Genomic DNA, 23,069 nt, shown 5'->3' on the forward strand with positions numbered 1-23,069 from the left:
TAAAACAGGAATACTACCATGTCAGATTATTTAAATAATGACCAAGATCCAATCGAAACTAGTGACTGGCGGCAGGCTATTAAATCAGTCATCCATGAAGAAGGTATTGAGCGCGCTCAATACCTTCTATATCAAGTTTTAAATGAAGCCTATAAAGGTGGTGTTAATTTAATTCCAAATTTAATAAATATAAATTCGATAAATGATGATTACATTAATACTATTCCCGTAGAAGATGAACCCGCTTACCCAGGTAATCTTAATTTAGAACGACGTATACGCTCTGCTATACGTTGGAATGCCATAATGGCAGTATTACGTGCTTCAAAAAAGAATCTTAATCTAGGTGGACATATTTCCTCTTTTCAATCTTCGGCAACTTTCTATGATGTTTGTTTTAATCATTTTTTTCGTGCCCGTAATGAAAAAGATGGTGGTGATTTAGTTTATTTTCAAGGTCATATTGCCCCAGGGATTTATGCGCGTGCTTTTCTTGAGGGTCGATTAACACAAGAGCAAATGGATAACTTTCGCCAAGAAATTGATGGAAAAGGGCTTTCTTCTTACCCGCATCCTAAATTAATGCCTGAATTTTGGCAATTTCCTACAGTTTCCATGGGACTAGGACCTATTAGCGCTATCTATCAGGCAAAGTTTCTTAAATACCTAAATAATCGTGGCTTAAAAAATACCTCAGCACAAACAGTTTATGCTTTCTTAGGGGACGGTGAAATGGATGAACCAGAATCTAAGGGTGTTATCACTATTGCAACCCGTGAAAAACTAGATAACTTGATTTTTGTTATCAACTGTAACCTACAGCGCCTTGATGGCCCAGTTACAGGTAATGGTAAAATTATTAACGAATTAGGAAGCATTTTTGCTGGTGCTGGTTGGCAAGTTTTAAAAGTTATCTGGGGAGATCGTTGGGATGCCCTATTACGCAAAGATAGCAGTGGTAAATTAATTCAATTAATGAATGAAACTTTAGATGGTGATTATCAAACATTTACATCTAAAGATGGTGCTTATATTCGTAAACATTTCTTTGGTCGTTTTCCTGAAACTCAAACATTAGTCGCAGATATGAGTGATAATGAAATATGGTTACTAAACCGTGGTGGGCATGATCCCAAGAAAATTTTTGCTGCGTTAAAAAAAGCACATAATACTAAGGGTAAACCGACGGTTATCTTAGCTCATACTATTAAAGGCTATGGCATGGGAGAAACAGTAGAAGGTAAAAATATCGCTCATCAGGTAAAAAAAATGAGTATACTTGAAGTTAATTATTTGCGTAATCGTTTTGATATACCTATTACTGATACTGATATCGAAAAAATGCCATACATTACCTTTGATAAAGATTCTGAAGAAAATAAATACCTACATGCTCGTCGTCGAGCCTTATCTGGTTATTTACCAGCTCGTTTAAAAAATTTTACTAAAAAAGAAGAATTAGAATTACCTATGCTAACAGATTTTAATTCACTATTAACGACACAAATAAAAGAAATCTCTACTACTATTGCCTTTGTACGCGTATTAAATTTACTATTAAAGAATAAATCAATTAAACACCGTATAGTACCTATTATTGCTGATGAAGCACGTACATTTGGTATGGAAGGTTTATTCCGTCAAATTGGTATTTATAACCCTAATGGTCAACAGTATACTCCACAGGATCATGAACAAGTTGCTTATTACAAAGAAGATAGAAAAGGACAAATTTTACAAGAAGGCATTAACGAACTAGGAGCAGCTGCTTCTTGGTTAGCGGCAGCGACGTCATATAGTAGTAACGACTTTCCTATGATTCCGTTTTATATCTATTACTCTATGTTTGGTTTTCAGCGTATTGGTGATTTATGCTGGGCAGCTGGTGATCAACAAGCACGTGGTTTTCTTATTGGTGGCACTTCAGGACGTACTACTCTTAATGGTGAAGGTTTACAACATGAAGATGGTCATAGTCATATTCAATCGTTAACTATTCCTAATTGCCTTTCTTATGACCCTGCTTATGCTTATGAAGTTGCAGTTATTATACATGACGGTTTAAAACGTATGTATGGTAAAGCACAGGAAAATATTTACTATTATCTGACAACGCTTAACGAAAACTATGCAATGCCAGCAATGCCGAAAGGGGTTGAAGAAGGTATTCGTAAAGGTATTTATAAATTAGAAACAACTGATAAGAATGATAGCAAGGGTAAGGTTCAATTAATTAGCTCAGGTGCTATTTTACGGCATGTTCGCAAAGCAGCTCAAATTCTTTTTGAGCAATATGGTATTACCTCTGATGTTTATAGTGTTACTTCATTTACTGAACTAGCACGTGATGGTCAAGATTGCGAACGTTGGAATATGTTACATCCAACAGAAAAATCACGTATCCCTTATATTGCAACAATTATGCATGATGCACCTACGATCGCCTCTACTGATTACATGAAATTATTTGCTGAGCAAATCCGAAACTTCATTCCTGCTAATCAATTCTGTGTGTTAGGTACTGATGGCTATGGTTGTTCTGATAGTCGTGAAAATTTACGTCGTTATTTTGAAATTGATGCTTCTTATGTAGTAGTTGCTGCTTTAAATGAATTAGCTAAGCATGGTGATATTAATACCAGTATTGTTACAGAAGCCATCACTAAATTTAATATTAATGCTGATAAAGTTAACCCACGCTTAGCGTAACAGATACAACAGACCTAGTAGAAATAAAAGGTAATTTATTTATGTCTATTGAAATAAAAGTACCGGATATTGGCACCGATAAAGTAGAAGTTACCGAAATTATGGTAAAAATAGGAGATCCTATTGAGATCGAGCAATCATTAATCACTGTCGAAGGTGATAAGGCGTCAATTGAAATTCCTTCTCCATATACAGGTATCATAAAAGAAATTAAAGTTGCGCTTGGTGATAAAATCGAAACTGGTAAATTAATTATGATTTGTGAGTGTTATCCTAATAACGATAACATGTCTGCCAATATAGAAGAAAAACTAACAGCGGAACTTCCATTAACGCTTATCACAATTGATAAAAATAATATTAATAATGATACTACTAATAATAAAATTCACAATAGTAGTGTAGGTAGTAGTGATATAAATAACATAAATAAGTTTACAGAAAATTCCTCTTATGCACATGCAACACCGTTAATACGTCGTTTGGCACGTAAATTTGGTATTGATTTAGCAAAAGTAATCGCAACAGGCCGTAAGGGGCGTATCCTACATGAAGATCTACAAATATATATGAAAAAACTAATTAAATATACTGGTGAAAAGGAAACACCAAGTAACGATATTTTGCCATGGCCAAAAGTTAATTTTAGTAAATTTGGTGACATTGAAGAAATTGAATTAAATCGTATCCAAAAGATTTCTGGTGCTAATTTAAGCCGTAACTGGATTATGATTCCACATGTTACGCAATTCGATGAAACCAATATAACAGAACTTGAGGTTTTCCGTAAACAACAAAATATTGAATTAGAAAAAAAGAAATATGATGTAAAAATCACTATCCTTATTTTTTTAATGAAAGCAGCAGCGCAAGCATTAGAAGTTTACCCGTATTTTAATAGTTCTCTTTCTTCTAATGCCCAAAAACTAATACTTAAAAAATACATTAATATTGGTATTGCCATTGATACAACTAATGGCTTAGTTGTTCCGGTATTTCGTAATGTCAATAAAAAAGGCATAATTGAATTATCACGTGAACTAGCATTAATTTCTAAAAAAGCACGTGATGGCAAGTTAACTCCTACTGATATACAAGGGGGATGTTTTACTATATCAAACTTAGGAGGTATCGGTAGTACAGCATTTACACCCATTATTAATGCCCCAGAAGTAGCAATTCTTGGTGTCTCTAAGTCATTAATAAAACCGATTTGGAATGGTAAAAAGTTTGTGCCACGTTTAATGCTACCGCTATCACTTTCCTTTGATCATCGTGTTATAGATGGTGCTGCAGGTGCTCATTTTATCAAACATATTAGCTATTTAATGGCAGATATCCGTCGTCTTGTTATGTGATATTTTATTATCAAACAAACCCTATGAGAAAATATAATGAATACTAAAATACAAACTCAGGTTGCAGTACTTGGAGCAGGCCCTGCAGGATATTCTGCAGCTTTCCGTTGTGCAGATTTAGGTCTTAAAACTGTATTAGTTGAGCGCTATGAGACTTTAGGTGGTGTTTGTCTTAATGTAGGTTGTATTCCTTCTAAGGCTTTATTACATATTACAAAAGTTATTAACGAGGCTAAAGCAATAAGTAATTGTGGGGTCACATTTGGCGATCCTATTATTAATATAAAAAAAGTACAAGATTGGAAAAAAAAAGTAATCTCTCAAATGAATAGTAGTTTAGCAATAATGGCAAAAGGGCGCAAAATCTTAGTAGTAAATGGAATAGGTAAATTTACTAGTGAACACACGTTAATAATAGAAAATGCAAAAGGGGTAATTACAACTCTTCATTTTGATAATATAATTATTGCAGCAGGTTCACGTCCGATTCAACTTCCATTTATTCCTTATAATGATCCACGTATATGGAATTCTACTGATGCACTAAAATTAGATATGATTCCTGAAAAATTACTTATTATGGGTGGTGGGATTATTGGTTTAGAAATAGGTACGGTTTATCATGCATTAGGTTCTAAAGTTGATATAGTTGAGATGCTTGATCAAGTAATTCCGGCAGTAGACAAGGACGTTATTAAAATATTCAATAAACAGATTAGTAAGCAATTTAATTTAATGTTAGAAACCAAAGTTATTCAAATAGAAGCAAGAAAAGATGGGCTCTATGTGATGATGGAAGGAAAAAAAGCACCTGATGTATCAATACGTTATGATGCTGTACTTGTTGCAATTGGTCGAGTACCAAACGGTAAGTTATTAGACGCAGAAAAAGCAAAAATTAACGTCAATAAACTTGGTTTTATTCCTGTTGATAAACAATTACGCACTAATATACCGCATATTTTTGCTATTGGTGACATTGTAGGTCAACCAATGCTAGCTCATAAAGGAATACATGAGGGACATATTGCGGCTGAAGTTATCTCAGGGAAAAAACATTATTTTGATCCTAAGGTAATCCCTTTTATCGCTTATACTGAGCCAGAAGTTGCCTGGATTGGTTTGACAGAAAAAGAACTCATAGCAAAAGATAAATTACAAGCAGAAAAAGATGGTATTATTTATAATGAAAAAACCAATGTAAAAAAATATGAAACTTCTACTTTTCCATGGACAGCATCAGGACGTGCGATTACTTCTAATTGTGCCGAAGGTATTACTAAACTAATTCTTGATAAAGAAACACATCGCGTTATTGGAGGCGCTATCGTTGGTGCTAATGGAGGTGAATTATTAGGTGAAATTGGATTAGCTATTGAAATGGGTTGTGATGCTGAAGATCTTGCTCTTACTATTCATTCTCATCCAACTTTACATGAATCTATTGGTCTAGCTGCGGAGATCTATGAAGGTAGCATTACTGACTTACCAAATATAAAAACAAAAAAAAATAATTTTTGTTTTGTTGAATCTACAAATACTGAAAAAAATTAGTATAGAAAACAGCAGATGCCTGCTGTTTTCCTTTATTATTCAAAGTACTTCATAAGAAATATATAAATATACTATTTGATAAATTTAATAAGAATATTTTTTAATATAAGTCTCAAATTATATAATTATTAATATGTTATTGTTAATAACAATATATAGTATTATATAAACTAGTTTACCTATACTAATTTCTAGATCTATTTTACTAATATTTTCTATATAAATCTTAATATAACTAAACTTAAAATTTATTAAGTTATGCTGAAAGCTTATTTAGTAATTCTTGTATATAAATATAAAAGAATACTATTATATTTGAATATAATAGTACATACATTATAGTATTCTTGTTTTTAAATAGATTTTTATCAATTACCTAATTTTAGTGTCTTTACTGCTATTTAACTATCTTATAATATTGAAAATATAATAAATATTATTCATGCAGTAAGTTATGTAAGATATATAATATTAAGCATATATTTATTTAAAAAAATAAAGATGCCACTTTTTATTAAAAATAAAGATAAAAATTTATGATTATTATATTCTAAGAAAAATTAAATATATTAGATGATATGGAATTATTTTTTATAATCTTTTAAATAGAGGTTATTTTTAAAACGTTTATAGTTTTTATTATACTACAAACACGCTCTATATTTTGCTATTTAAGTTTAAAAATAGATCTATGTTAAGATTTAGAATCATAAATACATTCTAGCCATATTTAGTTAAAATAGTAATATTTTACTTTGCTATTTTATAGATTTATTATTTAGTAAAGAAATTAATTTCTAAAAATTATTTATTATACCATGATATAATAAATAATTAGTAATATTAATGTATTAAGATATAAAATATAAACTAAATAAAAATATTATAATATTCATCTTTTATTTAAATTAATTAACATAGCCATTAATTTAAATAAAAGATTACATCTACTTAAATATTTGTTATTGAAAGAAAAATTTATAGAAAAAAGTAGTAATTATCTATTGTTATGATTAATAATAAACCCCTTACTAAGGTTGTATTGTAGATACTCACAAGAATCATAAATTTAAATAGACTCTAAGGAGAGTAAAAGTAAGATGAACGTTTATTCTTTAATTTATTAAAATTAATAATAGCACTTATCGTAAATATTACATAAGTTATGTTAATTTTGTCTCAATGAGGTTAATTATAATGGTCTCACTTAATGCTTTAGATTTTAAGATTCCAGATTTGGCTTTGTTACGTTGTTGGCTAAGTCAACTAGAATGTCCATTTTTTGAGTGTGACTCTTGTCAGGCATTCCACTTACGTCATATGCAAAAACATAATTGCGTATCTGATGTCAGAATTGATCTTAAAGATAACATTATCTTATTTTCAGTATTAGTAGAAATTAGGCCAATAGCATTAATTTCATTAAATAATAATTTAAGTCATATTAATACTCTCTCTTTGACAGCAAAAGCATTTATTAATATTGAAGAAGATGATAATTTAGCACAGCTAGTCATATGTCAATCTATCAGTATAGCAACTGGCATCATAAAGCAGCAATTTAACTATTTTATACAGCAATCTACAGAACAAATTTTAATGATTATTTCTACAATAGTAGAAAATGATATGCTATTTCTTAATAACTATTATGAATATAAGGATGACGAAGAAGAGGATAAGGAAGAGAATGAAGCAAAAAATTCACTATTAGTATCGAAATTACGTCCAATTATCCATTAATTTTAGAAAAACGAAAAACATCGTCACTTCTTTTGTGTAATTAAAATACTCATTTTTAATGAAGTATCAACAAGTTTAAAAATAAATTCCTAAAAACTTATTCTAAATCTTCCTAAACAATACTCAGACAAGGGAAAAATAAGTATTTTAAGTACGTTTTAATAAAAATACTTGATTAAAATATAACTAATATAAAAGATTTAAAATAGGTTTTAATAGGTTTTTAAGGAGTATAGATGTTCAATATAAAGTGGTTATCTACTATAACTACGGTTCTATTAATAACTACATTTGTTTCTATTTCTGCTAAGGAGAAAAAATTATATATTTATAACTGGTCTGATTACATTGCACCTAATACACTAACTAATTTTCAAAAAGAAACTGGTATTAAAGTAGTTTATGATGTATTTGATTCTAACGAAGTACTAGATGGCAAGCTTATGGCAGGAAATACTGGTTTTGATTTAGTAGTTCCTTCAGATAGTTTTCTTGAACGTCAATTGATAGCTAAGGTTTTTCAGCCTTTAGATAAAAATAAATTACCTAATTATAAAAATCTTGATCCACAATTATTAAAATTAGTAGCTAACTACGATACAGATAATCAGTTTTCTATTCCCTATATGTGGATGACTACAGGGATTGGTTATAATATTGACAAAGTTAAAAAAGTACTAGGTAATAATGCACCAGTTGATAGTTGGGATTTAGTTTTAAAACCAGAAAATTTAGCAAAACTACAAAGTTGTGGAGTTTCTTTTCTTGATGCACCAAGTGAAGTTTTTGCTACTATATTACATTATTTAGGCAAAGACGCAAACAGTTCATTAGCTTCAGATTATACTGGTACAGCAACTGAGCTATTATTAAAATTACGACCTAATATCCGTTATTTTCATTCTTCTCAATATATTAATGATCTAGCAAACGGAGATATTTGCGTAACCATTGGCTGGAGTGGAGATGTGATCCAAGCAGCTAACCGAGCAAAAGAAGCAAAAAATAGTATTAATTTAGCTTATAGCATTCCTAAAGAAGGCGCATTAGTTACTTTTGATCTATTTGCTATCCCTACAAAAGCAAAAAATTTACAGGAAACTTATCAGTTTTTAAATTATTTAATGCGTCCAGATGTTATTGCTAATGTTAGTAACCATATATACTACGCCAATGCTAGCCAAGCAGCTATACCCTTAATGAGTGAAGTGGTGCGAAATAACCCTGAGATTTATCCTTCAGCAAATATTCGCGCTAAAATGTTTATTCTCAAATTACACCCACCAAAATTAGATAGAGTAATTACACGTGCTTGGACTAAAATTAAAAGCGGCAAATAGAACGACTGGAGAGTTTACTGAGTGAACGAAATTACTAGCCACCTATCACTAAAATCCCAAAAAATTTTCACTCCTTTATTGGAGATACACAATTTAACTAAATTTTTTGATGGTAACGTCGTAGTTGATGATATTAATTTAACTATCTACAAAGGTGAAATTTTTGCGTTACTAGGCGCATCTGGTTGCGGAAAATCAACTTTATTACGTATATTAGCTGGCTTTGAACAACCAACTCAAGGACAAGTAGTACTTGATGGGCAAGATTTATCCTGTATGCCACCTTATCAGCGTCCCATAAATATGATGTTTCAATCTTACGCATTATTTCCTCATATGACAGTAGAGCAAAATATTGCTTTTGGATTAAAGCAAGATAAATTTACAACACAAGAAATCAAAAATCGTGTTGCTGAAATGCTAACACTAGTACATATGAAAGAATTTGCTAAACGTAAACCATATCAACTCTCTGGTGGCCAACAACAACGTGTAGCTTTGGCACGTAGTTTAGCTAAGCGGCCTAAATTGCTTCTACTAGATGAACCTATGGGTGCATTGGATAAAAAACTACGTGATCGCATGCAATTAGAAGTAGTTAATATTTTAGAAGGTATTGGTGTTACTTGTGTTATGGTAACACATGATCAGGAAGAAGCAATGACAATGGCTGGACGTATAGCTATTATGAACCGCGGAAAATTTGTACAAATTGGTGAACCGGAAGAAATCTATGAGCATCCAAACAGTAGATTTAGTGCTGAATTTATTGGCTCAATAAATGTTTTTGAAGGTTTATTAATTGATAGAAAAGATGATGCATTACGGATACATAGTCCTAGTTTACGTTATTTGCTAAAAGTTCCCTCTAATGCTTCAGTAATTGATGGTGTTCCGGTATTAATTGCACTACGACCAGAAAAAATTATGCTTTGTAAAAATAAACCACAAGATGCATGTAATTTTGCAATAGGAGAAGTAGTAGATATTGCCTATCTAGGGGATTTATCTATATATCATGTAAAACTATATAGTAATCAGATGATTAGTGCTCAATTACAAAATAGTCATCGTTACCATAAAGGTATGCCAACTTGGGGTGACATAGTACATTTATGTTGGGATGCTGATAGTTGTGTAGTTTTAGGGAGTTGATATGATAATATTAGATTTTATACGTACCTTAATAAAATTTATAGCCCCCATTAACCTATTAGTCAAAACATTATTGCAACATATTCAGCTAATTCATGGTCGTAAATTAATAATAGCATTACCATATCTCTGGCTATTTTTATTGTTCATGCTACCATTTTTAATCGTATTTAAAATAAGTTTATCTGAAGTAATGCGTACTATTCCACCATACTCAAATCTTATCACTTGGTTAGATAATAAATTAAGTATTACGCTAAATCTAGGTAATTACTTACAGTTATTTAATGATCGACTTTACATAGATGCTTATCTACAATCATTACAAGTTGCATTTATCTCTACGCTATGTTGTTTGTTTATTTGTTATCCATTAGCGTGGGCGATTGTTCAAAGTAAATCTTCTACACGTAATATTTTTCTTTTACTTATTATATTACCATCTTGGACGTCATTTTTAATTCGAGTTTATGCTTGGATGGGGTTATTAAAAAATAATGGCATCCTAAATAATTTATTGATATGGTTAGGTATTATTGATCAGCCCTTAGTAATTCTACATACTAATATCGCGGTATATATTGGAATTGTTTATTCCTACTTACCTTTTATGGTACTACCTATTTATACTGCATTAATACAGTTAGATTATTCATTAGTAGAAGCAGCATTAGATCTTGGTGCTAAACCACTTAAAACGTTCATTAATATTATTATCCCACTAACTAAAAGCGGCATTATTGCTGGTTCAATGCTAGTCTTTATCCCAACAGTAGGAGAATTTATTATTCCTGAATTACTTGGAGGATCAGATAGTATTATGATTGGTAGAATTCTGTGGCAAGAATTTTTTAATAATCATGACTGGCCAGTTGCCTCAGCAATAGCAATAGTTATGTTAGCTGTGCTGATTATACCAATACTCTGGTTTCATAAGTATCAAAATAAGAAACTTCTTGCAAAACTATAACATCAATATTAAGTTAAGATACCTCTAAAACATAATAAATTGATGGATGCATACGTACATAAAGATTATGCGTAATACGTAATATTAAATATGCCTAACAGTAGATCTAAAAAATCTAAAATAATAGGAGCAAGGATGTGAAAAATCTAATATATTCAATATGGCGTTTCCTGATATTATTAATAGGCTATACTTTCCTTTATGCTCCGATATTAATACTAGTTATTTATTCATTTAATAGCTCTAAATTAGTAACAGTTTGGGCGGGCTGGTCGGTTCATTGGTATAGTATACTATTTAATGACTCCATGATGATTTCAGCTATAGGACTTAGCTTAATAATAGCTGCAGCATCAGCAATGATGGCGGTAGTACTTGGTACTTTAGCTGCTGTTGTAATGATTAGGTTTAAATATTTTTGCGGCTCAACTAGTTTTGCTTTTATGTTAACGGCGCCTTTAGTTATGCCAGATATAATTACTGGTCTATCATTACTATTACTATTTGTTGCTATGGGATACGCTATTGGTTGGCCATTAGAGCGTGGTATAGTTACTATATGGTTAGCACATGTTACTTTCTGTAGCGCCTATGTTACTGTGGTTATTAGCTCAAGATTACGTGAATTAGACCGTTCAATTGAAGAAGCAGCAATGGATCTTGGTGCAACACCGCTAAAAGTATTTTTTGTGATTACTGTACCCATGATTATCCCAGCATTAGTATCTAGCTTATTACTTGCATTTACACTTTCTCTAGATGATTTAGTAATCTCTAGTTTTGTTGCTGGTCCTGGTTCAACTACTTTGCCTATGTTGGTATTTTCTAATGTACGGATGGGTATTAATCCAGAAATTAATGCATTAGCAACATTGATTCTATTAGTAGTGGGTATTATTAGTTTAATTATATGGTGGTTTATGTCACGAGCAGAAAAACAACGATTACGCAACCTACGTAGAGTTATACAGGTGTAATATTATACCTATTTTGCTTGCTAATATCTTAATGTCTTATATTTAATAATATTAATTCTAATACTTAGTAAAAATATATATAACATTAAAATTACTAAAAATTCTTTTAAGACTAATACCCTTAGTCCTACATAAGTATTGCTAATAATCTTCTAACAAGGGGATCTTTGTATAATATGAAGAAATAAATAAAAATGCTAAAAGAAAAAAAATTTATTATTTAATTAGTATTAGATATAGTTTATATTAAAAATAATAAATATATTTAACACTAGATAAGTATAAATAAACAATAATAATTAAAATTAAGATTATGTTTAAATAGTTATTTATTAATAATACTCAAATACTTACGATAGTATCATAGTTATTTTTTTGTTAATTAAAAATATAGGATAAGTAATAATTACATATTAAAAAGTAATATACAGTATCAGCGTATACTTATTAACACTACTAAATACTGTTTAAACTGATAAAACATAAAGAGTTTTATTTAGAAAAAGACATACTTTAAGAACTAAGTAGTCATTAATAAAAAAGTAAAGCAATTATCTATATAATTTTTTATTAATAAAACACAATCTAATTTTAAATTACTTAAAGGTTTTATGTATAAATAAATCTTATAATTAAAATAATAACAGATATAGATTACTTAAGACTAGTAAAATTCATTTAAATTTAATACTACTTAAAAAATAAAGAAAATTTTTTAGTATTAAAAGATAACTTAATTACAAGTTATGTTAGATCATTACTAAAATAGGTAATAATGGTTTAAATTAAGATATAATCCAATAACTACAATCATTTATAGCATGAAAATTAGATACAAGAATTTTTAAAGAGGTTTAATTAATAAAAAGATTAAAAAATAATTGTTACTAAAGTTAGTATATTACTACTAACAATGTCTTTTAATTAAAAATAAAAATGATAAATTTTATATTTATCATAGATAGCTTAAGTATTTAGATTATTTGTTATATAAGTAGTATTAATACTATTAAGTAATATTTTTAAGTTTTATTAGCTGAGTTACAAAATAACGTAGATTTTTATACCTATAACACTAGAATTCGTTGTTATTATTAGTCCATTTTTTATAAATTAAATAATGCTAATCATTAAAATATTTATACTAAAATAAAATGCTAGATATTCTATATTGTTAGAGATTTTAATATTTAATTAAATAGTTTTATGGATATATTATATGTCATTAATAAGAGAAAATTATATGTAGTCTCTTGATAATTTTATTTATTACTATATTAATTATATTACTCTTTTATTGCTATAGGTATTTTTAGTAAGAAATACTATTAAAAAATAATAGCAAAAAACATAACTATTACTACTTTGAATAGAGAGATATTCAAATAGAGAGCTTACTATTAATAAAAAAATATTATAAAACTTAAAAAGTTATAAGAAACTACAATTATTACAGATAAAATATATTAAAGAGTTAACCAATACTAAAAATTATATTAATCATAAAAGCATAATAGTTATAGTAATAATCTATATTGCTAGGTTACAAAGTGATATTAATAATTTATATATTTAAAATATCCATAAATATTAACTATTATCTAATAGAATTTTAGTATACTACTAATCATCATTTTTAGGTTAATTTAAAAAATTAAGATAAGCAAAAGAATTTTATGAGCAGAATTTTTTCTAATCTATTAAAATTATAACTTAATGAGATACTTACTCGTTTTATTCATCTAACATTAAAAAAATCTTAGTAAACTATATAATCTACATTATTAGACTTTATTTAATAATATGTTATATATTAAATTAATAATATCTTTTGTCTAGGTTTTCGTTTTTATAGTATTATAAAAAACTAATAAAGACTATTTAAGATATTTAATTCTTAAGTTATTAATTAAAATCTTTTATATAATATTAAGAACTTATATCTACTTAATAAGTAGACAAACATACGAGAAGTGCTTAATATTTTAGTGATTAGCTCCTCGGGGCAAAAATAGCATTAGTAAATTTGGTATTGAATTAATTTAGTATTAGCATTAGTAAAATAGATGCTAAAGTAATATTTTAGATGTAAATATTTATGGTTTATTAACATAATATATCAAGTTATAGACAAATAATTAACCTCATCTAATAATAAATATATGTAACTAGTTATAACATATAAGTTAATAACTAATTTTATTAGTTACTTAGTAGATAATAAAAATATTATATTTTAGCGTAGTTTAATAGCAAGTAAGCATTAATGTAGATATTAAAAATAACTTAAAACTAATATATCTATATTGGGTTTATTCAGAATATAAGCGTGTATATTTATAGTACCACAATTGTTCAGAAGTAATTTTAGTAGTGGTAGGATAAAATTAATGAAACAATATAACTGTAAATTACTAAATTAAATATCTCTATGTATTGCTTTATGTAAAAATTTAAATTTTAGTAAACTGACAGTAATTGACTATCTAAGTAGTAATATAGTTATATTTATTATTAATTACTTTTTGAATGGTAGTAAAAACTATTAGTATTATAATGATGCAATACTAAAACATATTACTTTTATGGCTTTATAATTATCTCTTTATTACTATAATTAAATTAAATAAGAATTTATAATGAGACTCTGTGATCATGATATAGAAGCCTATCTAGATAGTGGTAGATTAACTATTACTCCACGCCCGCCAGTTGAGCGTATTAATGGTGTTACTGTTGATGTTAGTTTAGGTAACCAATTTCGTGTTTTTTGTGATTATACTGCTCCTTTTATTGATTTAAGTGGCCCTAAAGAAAAAATTAGCGCTGCATTAGAACTAGTAATGAGTGACGAAATTATTTTAGCGGAAGGAAAGGCTTTTTTTTTACATCCTGGCGAGCTAGTATTAGCGGTAACTTTGGAGTCAATAATATTACCAAATAATTTGGTTGGTTGGCTTGATGGTCGCTCATCCTTAGCGCGTTTAGGATTAATGGTTCATGTTACTGCGCATCGCATTGATCCTGGTTGGCAAGGTAATATCGTTTTGGAGTTCTATAATTCAGGTAAGTTGCCACTAGCTCTACGTCCAGGGATGTTAATTGGTGCAGTAAGCTTTGAGCCTCTTTCTAGCTCTGCTATTCGTCCATATAATAACCGAAAAAATGCTAAATACTGCAATCAACAAGGAGCTGTTGCTAGTCGTATTTATAAAGATTAATTTAAAAATTATTAAAACTTATTAAAGTGGATATACTAATAAGTATAGTTATATTATCGCTATTAACAGATCTTAACTAATTAATAAATATATAAATATTAATATTCTAGCAACTACTATTAATATTTATATATTTATTAATAGTAGTAGTGCTTAGTATTATATACTAATATAGAAAATTGATTAATAACTTATTTGTTTAACAAAAAGTTAGCAATAATTAAACTAATATAGTCTTAATTTTAACTTAGTATAGAATAAACTTAGCTAATTAACAATATTCAACTTTCTTTCTAGAAACTGATCTTAGTTTATAATATTATCTATAGTAAATTTTTTAGAAATTACTAATATTTTAATAATAAGGATAAGTAGGCAAGTAAATATATAAACTAGTTACTATATCATGCTAACTCTAGGTATTTAGTATAAAACTAGTTACAAATATAAATTAATAATAGTCTATTTATTAATAATATTAGAGTTATAGTAAATATCATATCTAAAACTATTTTAATTATTCTAACTACTCTAGTATTTTATTTTATTATGTAATTAAAATAAATAAACTAAAATTAGTAGTAAAAAATAAACTAAATAACTTATTGATACAACAATCACTAGCTGAATTAAATATATTTAAGTTATTACTATTATTAAGCAATATTATTTACATAAAAATAATTATCAGATAATGGTTTAAATAAGTAATAGTTAATACTATTAGTAAAGAAAATGAAATACGAGTATGTACTGTTATTTTAACTTAGAGATTATAAACTAATCTTATATTATATTAAGTAATATTAGTTAAAGTAAGTACTCTTACTAGTAATTCACTATATTTACTCTTATAGAAAAAATTATAATTAATTTATCAATAAATTAGAAAAGAGTTTAAATTTAATCTAAATATAATAAAGCATTAAGGCACTTCTTTATATTAATATTTCTAATAAAAATTAAAATACAAATTAAATGTAAGCATTATATTCTAATAGGATTAGATAAAAAGATAAAGAATTTTTTACAATTTAGCTAAATATAATGTATTTAAAGTAACAAACTATTATGAAATTAATAATTAATAATATAATAATTTTATAAACATTTTATATGAGTTTACTTAATTATAATATGATATATTAGTTAATATTAAGCGAAGTGATTTTTACTTTATTAATACGGTGGCTACTAACCTCTAGTGATTCAAATAGATAATTACCGATTTGTAATCGTTCTCCGGTTTGAGGAATACGTTGGCTATATTCCATTAGCAAACCTGCTAAAGTATAGTATTCACGTTTTCCGTCAATAGGAAGTGATAAATGTAATACTAAATCTTCGAGTGGCATATAACCATTAGCAATCCAGCTATTATCTCCTATTTGTTGTATATCATGATGTGTATCTGTTACTTCTCTCGCAATAGGTAAATTACCAGTGATAGTTTCTATCAGATCAGTTAATGTTACTACCCCTTCAATAGTGCCAAATTCATTGACAACAAAAGCAAAATGTGTTTGTGCTTGACGAAACTGTTCTAAAGCCATTAACAATGAAACTTGTTTAGGAAAAATCAAAGGTTGATAAATTAATGTTCGTAGATCTAGGATTTTTTTTTCTAATTGCTGTTTTAACAAATCAATGATATGGATTACACCTAATGGTTCGTCTGTTACACCATCTTTAGTAACTACTAAACGAGTATGTAGATTTTTTGTTAATAATTGAACTATTTTTTTAGATGAATCATTAAGATCTAGGTACTCTACATCATGACGAGAGGTCATAACACTACTAACAGTACGTTGCGCTAATCCTAAAACTCCCTCAATCATTCGTCTTTCCTGTTGATTAAATACTTCTTGCCCTTCATGGGTATTATCAGCAATTAAATTAGCTGCATGATTATCTAATTCTGCTTCTTCATGTTTACCACTTAACATACGTAATACTGCTGCTGCAGTACGTTCTCGTAAAGGTCGTACAGTAGAAAGAAAACGACGGCGATTAAATTGAGCAAATTGATTAAGGGATTCAATTATAACAGAAAAACCTATTGCAGCGTATAGATAGCCTTTTGGAATAAAATAACCAAAGCCTTCGGCAAGTAGGGTAAAACCAATAGTTAACAAAAAACTTAGACAAAGAATAACAATAGTAGGATGCGCATTAATAAAATTAGTTAATGACTTACTAGCTAGCAGCATTACACCAACAGAAATAACTACTGCTGCCATCATAATAGCAAGGTGATTAACCATACCAATAGCTGTAATTACAGAATCTAATGAAAAAACAGTATCAAGCACTACAATTTGTACAATAACAGGCCAAAAACGTGCACTTTTATTTTGATCAGATTGGTGCTGTTCCTTTCCTTCTAAACGAATATTTAATTCAATAGTAGCCTTAAAAAGCAAAAATATCCCACCAATTAACATAATAAGATCACGAGCACTAAACTGGTAAGTATAAAGTGTCATTAATGGTGTTGTTAGGCTAGCCATCCATGAAACACCAGATAACAATAATAATCGCATTAAAAGTGCACAAACTAACCCGCTAACACGCGCTTTATCCCGCAGCTGAAATGGTAATTTTTCTACTAAAATAGCAATAAATATTATGTTATCAATACCTAATACAATTTCAAGCACTATAAGAGTTGCTAAGCCTACCCAAATAGTTGGATCTAGGATCCATTCCATAGGTCTCATTATACCTTTTTATCACGGATAATACCGTAACTAGAATAATAGGTACTGATGAGATAAAATTCAACTAGCAACTAAAGATATTAGTTTATTTATAAAACTAAATAGTTTGTCACTCTATAATCATTATAAGTAGTAATAAAAAAATTTTTTATTTTATAGACCTATTTAGAAACTTTTATTTATCTAATTTTCATGTTATAAATTACTATAATTAGATTAAATATAAATCTAAACTATTCTCCTATATTTAAATAGTAATATGATTAAACTACGAAAATATAAATTATTTTAAATCTGCAAAATATACTATAAGATAATTATCTTTTCTATTAAAGCTAGATATTATGTTGCAACTTTTTAAATAAGTAACCTAAAATATTTAGTAAGAAAGAAAAAAGAAAAAAATTAGGTAATAATACCCCTAAATTAGTTACTTAAATAATTATTAAATCAATATATTACACGTACCATACAAGTAATAAATAAGTACTTTTAATCTACTAATTTAAATAAATAAAATAAAAATATAGCTTTAAATTTCTATATGTATCTTACATATCTTTTATATACTATTAATAATATAAAGAATAATTTACTACTTATATTATTAATAGTATATAAAAGATATAATTATTTTTAGATATATTATGAATAATTCTATTTAGCAAGTTAACTGCTACTAAATTCAAAAGTTATATTAGACTGTTTATAGAATAAAATTTATTATATAAAACTAAAATATCTAACGTGTAAGAATCTTAGTAGTAAATATAAATACATAAAATAGTAAATATAACATAACGTAAAATTTATAATATATAGTTAGTTTTATAAAAATTTCATTGATATCTTATAATATTAGACTTTTATTTTTAAAATCTTAAAAAATTATTTTTTTAAACGACCATGACATTGTTTGTATTTTTTTTTAAAACCACAAGGACAAGGGTCATTACGACCTATTTTACCTTTAATCTCTATTTGCATTTTTTTTTTAGATAAAATAAATGTGCTATTATTATTTAAATAACTTAATTGTTGCTGGTTTGCTATATGATTTATAATTTCATGATATTGTAACTTTAGTAAAGCAATCTCTTCTGGAGTATGTACCTGCAATTTGCTTAAGATACTAATAACTTCATATTTTAGTAATTCTAGCATAGTAGAAAACATTGCAAAAGATTCACGTTTATATTCCTGTTTTGGATCTTTTTGCGCATAGCCACGTAAATGAATACCCTGACGTAGATAATCCATTGCGGCTAGATGCTCTTTCCATAGAGAGTCTAATGTTTGCAGCATAACTCCTTTTGTAATATTAAGCATTGTTTCTCTGCCAATAACTTCTTCTTTTTGTTGATATTGATTAATAGAATACTGAAGAATGCGTTTAAGCAATATTTTTTCGTCTGATGATTGCTCACTTAGTAGTTTTTTATTTACTAACCAAGAATTAATAGGTACATTAAGGTCAAAATCATTTTTTAAACATTGAACTAACCCATAAATATCCCACATTTCCTCTACTGATTGAGGTGGAATAAAACGATTGATAATAAGAGTAAATACATCCTTACGAATGCTATTTATAGTTTTACTTATATCCAAAGTATTTAATAACTCGTTACGTTGACTATAAATAGCACGTCGTTGATCATTAGCAACATCATCATATTCTAATAATTGTTTACGTATATCAAAGTTACGGCCTTCTACTTTACGTTGTGCACTCTCGATTGCTCTTGTGACCCATGGATGCTCAATAGCCTCACCAGATTTTATTCCTAGCTTACGCATTATATTAGACACACGATCAGAAGCGAAAATACGCATTAAAGTATCTTCCATTGATAGATAAAAACGTGAAGAACCAGCATCACCTTGACGACCTGCACGACCACGAAGTTGATTATCAATGCGACGTGATTCGTGACGCTCAGTACCAATAATATGTAAACCACCAGATGCTAGTACAGTATTATGACGAATTTTCCAAGCAGTTTTAATAGTAGCAATTTGCTCTTGTGATGGATTATCCAATAAATCAATTTCACTTTGCCAACTACCACCTAATACGATATCAGTCCCTCGTCCAGCCATGTTAGTAGCAATAGTAACTGCTCTAGGTCGCCCAGCTTGTGCAATAATTTCAGCTTCCATTGCATGAAATTTAGCATTTAGTACTTTATGTATAATACCAGCCTTATTTAATTTAGCAGAAATCATTTCAGACTTTTCAATTGAAATGGTACCTACTAGTACTGGTTGCCCCCTAACAGTACATTCGCGAATATTATTAATAATTGCCTCTATTTTTTCCTTCTCTGACATATAAACTAAGTCAGCTAAATCTTTACGGATCATCGGACGATTAGTAGGAACTACTATAGTATCTAGTTTATAAATTGAACTAAATTCAAATGCTTCAGTATCTGCAGTACCCGTCATTCCTGCTAATTTTTCATATAGACGGAAATAATTTTGGAAAGTAATAGAAGCTAATGTTTGGTTTTCATTCTGAATGTTAACACCTTCTTTTGATTCAATCGCCTGATGCAAACCATCTGACCAGCGACGCCCTTGCATAGTGCGCCCAGTATGTTCGTCAACAATAATTACTGCACCATCTTTAACTATATAATCAACATCACGCGTAAATAAAACATGTGCACGTAGTGCAGCAATAACATGATGCATTAGTATAATATTAGTTGTAGAATAAAGAGATTTACCTTCTTGTATGATATTAGCGTCAATTAACATATGTTCAATTAGAACTAAACCACGTTCAGTTAAATGTACTTGGCGTGCTTTTTCATCAACAAAAAAATGTCCTTCGCCTTGAAAGATTTCAGAATCTTCTTTATCTTGGCGAATAAGTTTTGGGATTAGCTTATTAATTCTAAGATACATATCCGAGTTATTTTCTACTGGACCAGAAATAATAAGCGGAGTACGAGCTTCGTCAATTAGAATTGAATCAACTTCATCGATAAGCACATAATATAATTCACGCTGCACACGTTCTTGCGGACTAAAAACCATATTATCACGCAAATAATCAAAACCATACTCATTATTAGTGCCATACGTAATATCTGCAGCATAAGCTTTACGTTTATCAGATGCTAGCATACCTGATATATTAATTCCGATACTTAAACCAAGAAAATCAAACAATGGATAATTATTTTTAGCATCACGTTGTGCTAAGTAATCATTAACTGTAACAACATGAACACCACGACCACTTAAAGCATTAAGATAAGCAGGTAGCGTTGCTGTTAATGTTTTACCTTCACCAGTACGCATTTCTGCAATACAACGCTTATTAAGTACCATACCACCGATTAATTGTACGTCAAAATGACGCATACCAAATATCCGCTTACTTGCCTCACGAACAACCGCAAAAGCTTCTGGCATTAAATTTTCTAATGTTTCATTTTTAGATAAACGTACTCGAAACTCATCAGTTTTAGCACGTAGTTGCTGATCGGATAATTTTACAATTTTTGACTCCATATAATTAATAACATCAACCATTTTATACATATGACGTAAAATACGATCATTATGACTACCAAACATTTTAGTGAATAATTTAATTAGCATAATTATTAATATCTCTTACAATACTGCTATATGGGTAAATAAAAGTTATATTAGGCCCCTCACTTAACCTATAGCGTAGTATAGAACAACAATTTTGCAAGAAGTCTATTATCTAGTAACCAAAATAATAGCTGTGTAACTATTATCAAGGTTTTAGAATACTAATTATTAGTTTAATATCTGAGAGACTATATTCATGCGACAAAGCCATCCACAATTATTGAACATTTTATTTAATAATACGATAACAGAAAAATATAGTTTATTATCTTATTTACAAAAAGATAATTCTCAACTCTATAGTATGCAACAACATGCAGTTATGCTATTAAAGCTTAATAAAGCGGTGCAAGAATTACTCCCACTAAAATTACAACCATGGTGTCGTGTTGCAAATTACCGACAAAATATTTTAGTACTAGAAGTAGCAAATGCAAGCTGGATGATGGCATTGCGTTATCAACAACTATATTTACTTTCTACACTAAGAAAAAAAAATTTATCCTCGTTATCATCAATTGATATTAAGATTAATCCTAAGCTAATGGTCTTTGATTATAAAGTTATGAAAGATATTACAAAACCAGCAGAAAATACAAAAAAACCGGTACTATTAAATCGTCATTTAAGCATGAAAAGCGCGACAGAGCTTAGAAAACTAGCAAGTCGTAGCCCAGAAAAATTACGTATTATACTAGAACGTTTAGCTTCGTTAGCAAGAATTTAATTAACAGGCCGACAATGTTAATGGTGTTTTAAATGCTGTTGGTAATTCTGTTTCATCTTGAAAAATAACATATTCCCAAGCTTGTTGTTTTTTTAGAACAGCCTGTAATAAGTTATTATTTAATGCGTGACCGGATTTAAAAGCAACAAAAGCGCCAATAATATTATGACCACACATAAATAGATCACCAATAGCATCAAGTATTTTATGTCTTACAAATTCATCGTTAAAACGTAGGCCATCTTCATTAAGTACACGATAATCATCCATGACTATAGCACAATCAAAACTACCACCAAGACATAACCCACAAGATTGAAGATATTTAATATCACGCGTAAAACCAAAAGTACGTGCTCGACTAATCTGCTGTATAAAAGAGTTAACCGAAAAATCTAAACGATAATGCTGCGTGTTAACGTCGATTGCTGGATGATTAAAATCAATAGTAAAATCTAGATAGAAGCCATTAAATGGTAATAATTCTGCCCATTTATTACCATCCTCAACACGTACCGCTTCTTTTAAACGTAAAAATCTTTTTGCTCTATTTAATTCTTTAATACCTGCGTTTAATAACAGAAATATAAAAGGATTAGAACTACCATCCATAATTGGTATCTCAGGGGCATCAACTTCAATAATGATATTATCAACCCCTAAACCTGCTAGAGCAGCATTGAGATGCTCAACTGTAGAAATGCGTACATTATATTCATTAACTAGACAAGTACAAAATAAAGTATCTTGCACTGATTTTGCGTCTACTGGAAAATCAACTATAGGTGTTAAATCAATACGACGATAAATTATGCCAGTATTAGCTGCTGCTGGTCGCATTGTTAGTTTAACTTTTTTTCCAGTATGTAGACCAACACCTGTTGTTTGAACAACACTCTTTAGTGTTCTTTGCTTTATCATTGTGTTATCTCACAACAAATATATCTAGCTAATTTAAGCTAGTGCAAAATTTA

Annotated in this window: 13 protein-coding genes; 10 read left to right on the top strand and 3 right to left on the bottom strand. The window is 28.8% G+C overall.

The window, feature by feature from the left end; translation table 11 throughout:
* Positions 1-18 precede the first annotated feature (18 nt).
* From aceE to dcd, 9 genes are all read left to right on the top strand, one after another.
* Positions 19-2,709: a pyruvate dehydrogenase (acetyl-transferring), homodimeric type gene (gene aceE / locus AB4W73_RS02140; RefSeq protein ID WP_367680212.1), complete on the top strand. Its 2,691-nt coding sequence runs from the start codon at positions 19-21 to the stop codon at positions 2,707-2,709.
* A gap of 41 nt (positions 2,710-2,750) precedes the next feature.
* Complete coding sequence (gene aceF, locus AB4W73_RS02145; RefSeq protein ID WP_367680213.1) at positions 2,751-4,067, top strand: dihydrolipoyllysine-residue acetyltransferase; 1,317 nt, start codon at positions 2,751-2,753, stop codon at positions 4,065-4,067.
* A 36-nt stretch (positions 4,068-4,103) separates the two neighbouring features.
* Positions 4,104-5,621, top strand: coding sequence for a dihydrolipoyl dehydrogenase (gene lpdA / locus AB4W73_RS02150; RefSeq protein WP_367680214.1), 1,518 nt, complete (start codon positions 4,104-4,106; stop codon positions 5,619-5,621).
* A gap of 1,197 nt (positions 5,622-6,818) precedes the next feature.
* Positions 6,819-7,364, top strand: a complete 546-nt coding sequence (locus tag AB4W73_RS02155) for a YbjN domain-containing protein (RefSeq protein ID WP_367680215.1) — start codon at positions 6,819-6,821, stop codon at positions 7,362-7,364.
* A 236-nt stretch (positions 7,365-7,600) separates the two neighbouring features.
* A complete protein-coding gene (gene potF / locus AB4W73_RS02160; RefSeq protein WP_367680216.1) occupies positions 7,601-8,704 on the top strand; it encodes a spermidine/putrescine ABC transporter substrate-binding protein PotF in 1,104 nt (367 codons plus the stop codon).
* A 21-nt stretch (positions 8,705-8,725) separates the two neighbouring features.
* The gene (gene potG / locus AB4W73_RS02165; RefSeq protein ID WP_367680217.1) at positions 8,726-9,859 is read left to right on the top strand and encodes a putrescine ABC transporter ATP-binding subunit PotG; all 1,134 of its coding nucleotides are present in this window, start codon (positions 8,726-8,728) and stop codon (positions 9,857-9,859) included.
* A 1-nt stretch (position 9,860) separates the two neighbouring features.
* Positions 9,861-10,829 (top strand): putrescine ABC transporter permease PotH, encoded by a 969-nt coding sequence (potH, locus tag AB4W73_RS02170; RefSeq protein ID WP_367680218.1) that lies wholly within the window; start codon positions 9,861-9,863, stop codon positions 10,827-10,829.
* Positions 10,830-10,966: 137 nt separating this feature from the next.
* Positions 10,967-11,806, top strand: a complete 840-nt coding sequence (potI, locus tag AB4W73_RS02175; protein WP_367680219.1) for a putrescine ABC transporter permease PotI — start codon at positions 10,967-10,969, stop codon at positions 11,804-11,806.
* Positions 11,807-14,445: 2,639 nt separating this feature from the next.
* The gene (dcd, locus tag AB4W73_RS02180; RefSeq protein WP_367680220.1) at positions 14,446-15,027 is read left to right on the top strand and encodes a dCTP deaminase; all 582 of its coding nucleotides are present in this window, start codon (positions 14,446-14,448) and stop codon (positions 15,025-15,027) included.
* 1,145 nt (positions 15,028-16,172) lie between these two features.
* Here dcd and AB4W73_RS02185 read toward each other — a convergent pair.
* Complete coding sequence (locus tag AB4W73_RS02185; RefSeq protein WP_367680758.1) at positions 16,173-17,741, bottom strand: TerC family protein; 1,569 nt, start codon at positions 17,739-17,741, stop codon at positions 16,173-16,175.
* Positions 17,742-18,638: 897 nt separating this feature from the next.
* The gene (secA, locus tag AB4W73_RS02190) at positions 18,639-21,368 is read right to left on the bottom strand and encodes a preprotein translocase subunit SecA (RefSeq protein WP_367680221.1); all 2,730 of its coding nucleotides are present in this window, start codon (positions 21,366-21,368) and stop codon (positions 18,639-18,641) included.
* A gap of 196 nt (positions 21,369-21,564) precedes the next feature.
* Between secA and AB4W73_RS02195 the strand changes: the two genes are divergently transcribed.
* Entirely contained in the window at positions 21,565-22,095 is a 531-nt protein-coding gene (locus AB4W73_RS02195) for a DUF721 domain-containing protein (RefSeq protein ID WP_367680222.1), read from the top strand.
* Here AB4W73_RS02195 and lpxC read toward each other — a convergent pair whose 3' ends face one another.
* Entirely contained in the window at positions 22,096-23,016 is a 921-nt protein-coding gene (gene lpxC / locus AB4W73_RS02200; protein WP_367680223.1) for a UDP-3-O-acyl-N-acetylglucosamine deacetylase, read from the bottom strand. It lies immediately after the preceding gene.
* Positions 23,017-23,069: the final 53 nt, after the last annotated feature.

Origin of the sequence: Candidatus Fukatsuia anoeciicola, from assembly GCF_964059965.1 — a bacterium.
In the GTDB taxonomy this organism is placed as follows: domain Bacteria; phylum Pseudomonadota; class Gammaproteobacteria; order Enterobacterales; family Enterobacteriaceae; genus Fukatsuia; species Fukatsuia anoeciicola.

Bases quoted from the DNA above. Each gene is read 5' to 3' on its own strand.
- AB4W73_RS02155 (WP_367680215.1), top strand. From the start codon at position 6,819: ATGGTCTCACTTAATGCTTTAGATTTTAAGATTCCAGATTTGGCTTTG.
- lpxC (WP_367680223.1), bottom strand. From the start codon at position 23,016: ATGATAAAGCAAAGAACACTAAAGAGTGTTGTTCAAACAACAGGTGTT.
- secA (WP_367680221.1), bottom strand. From the start codon at position 21,368: ATGCTAATTAAATTATTCACTAAAATGTTTGGTAGTCATAATGATCGT.
- potF (WP_367680216.1), top strand. From the start codon at position 7,601: ATGTTCAATATAAAGTGGTTATCTACTATAACTACGGTTCTATTAATA.
- potH (WP_367680218.1), top strand. From the start codon at position 9,861: ATGATAATATTAGATTTTATACGTACCTTAATAAAATTTATAGCCCCC.
- lpdA (WP_367680214.1), top strand. From the start codon at position 4,104: ATGAATACTAAAATACAAACTCAGGTTGCAGTACTTGGAGCAGGCCCT.
- dcd (WP_367680220.1), top strand. From the start codon at position 14,446: ATGAGACTCTGTGATCATGATATAGAAGCCTATCTAGATAGTGGTAGA.
- aceE (WP_367680212.1), top strand. From the start codon at position 19: ATGTCAGATTATTTAAATAATGACCAAGATCCAATCGAAACTAGTGAC.
- AB4W73_RS02195 (WP_367680222.1), top strand. From the start codon at position 21,565: ATGCGACAAAGCCATCCACAATTATTGAACATTTTATTTAATAATACG.
- aceF (WP_367680213.1), top strand. From the start codon at position 2,751: ATGTCTATTGAAATAAAAGTACCGGATATTGGCACCGATAAAGTAGAA.
- AB4W73_RS02185 (WP_367680758.1), bottom strand. From the start codon at position 17,741: ATGGAATGGATCCTAGATCCAACTATTTGGGTAGGCTTAGCAACTCTT.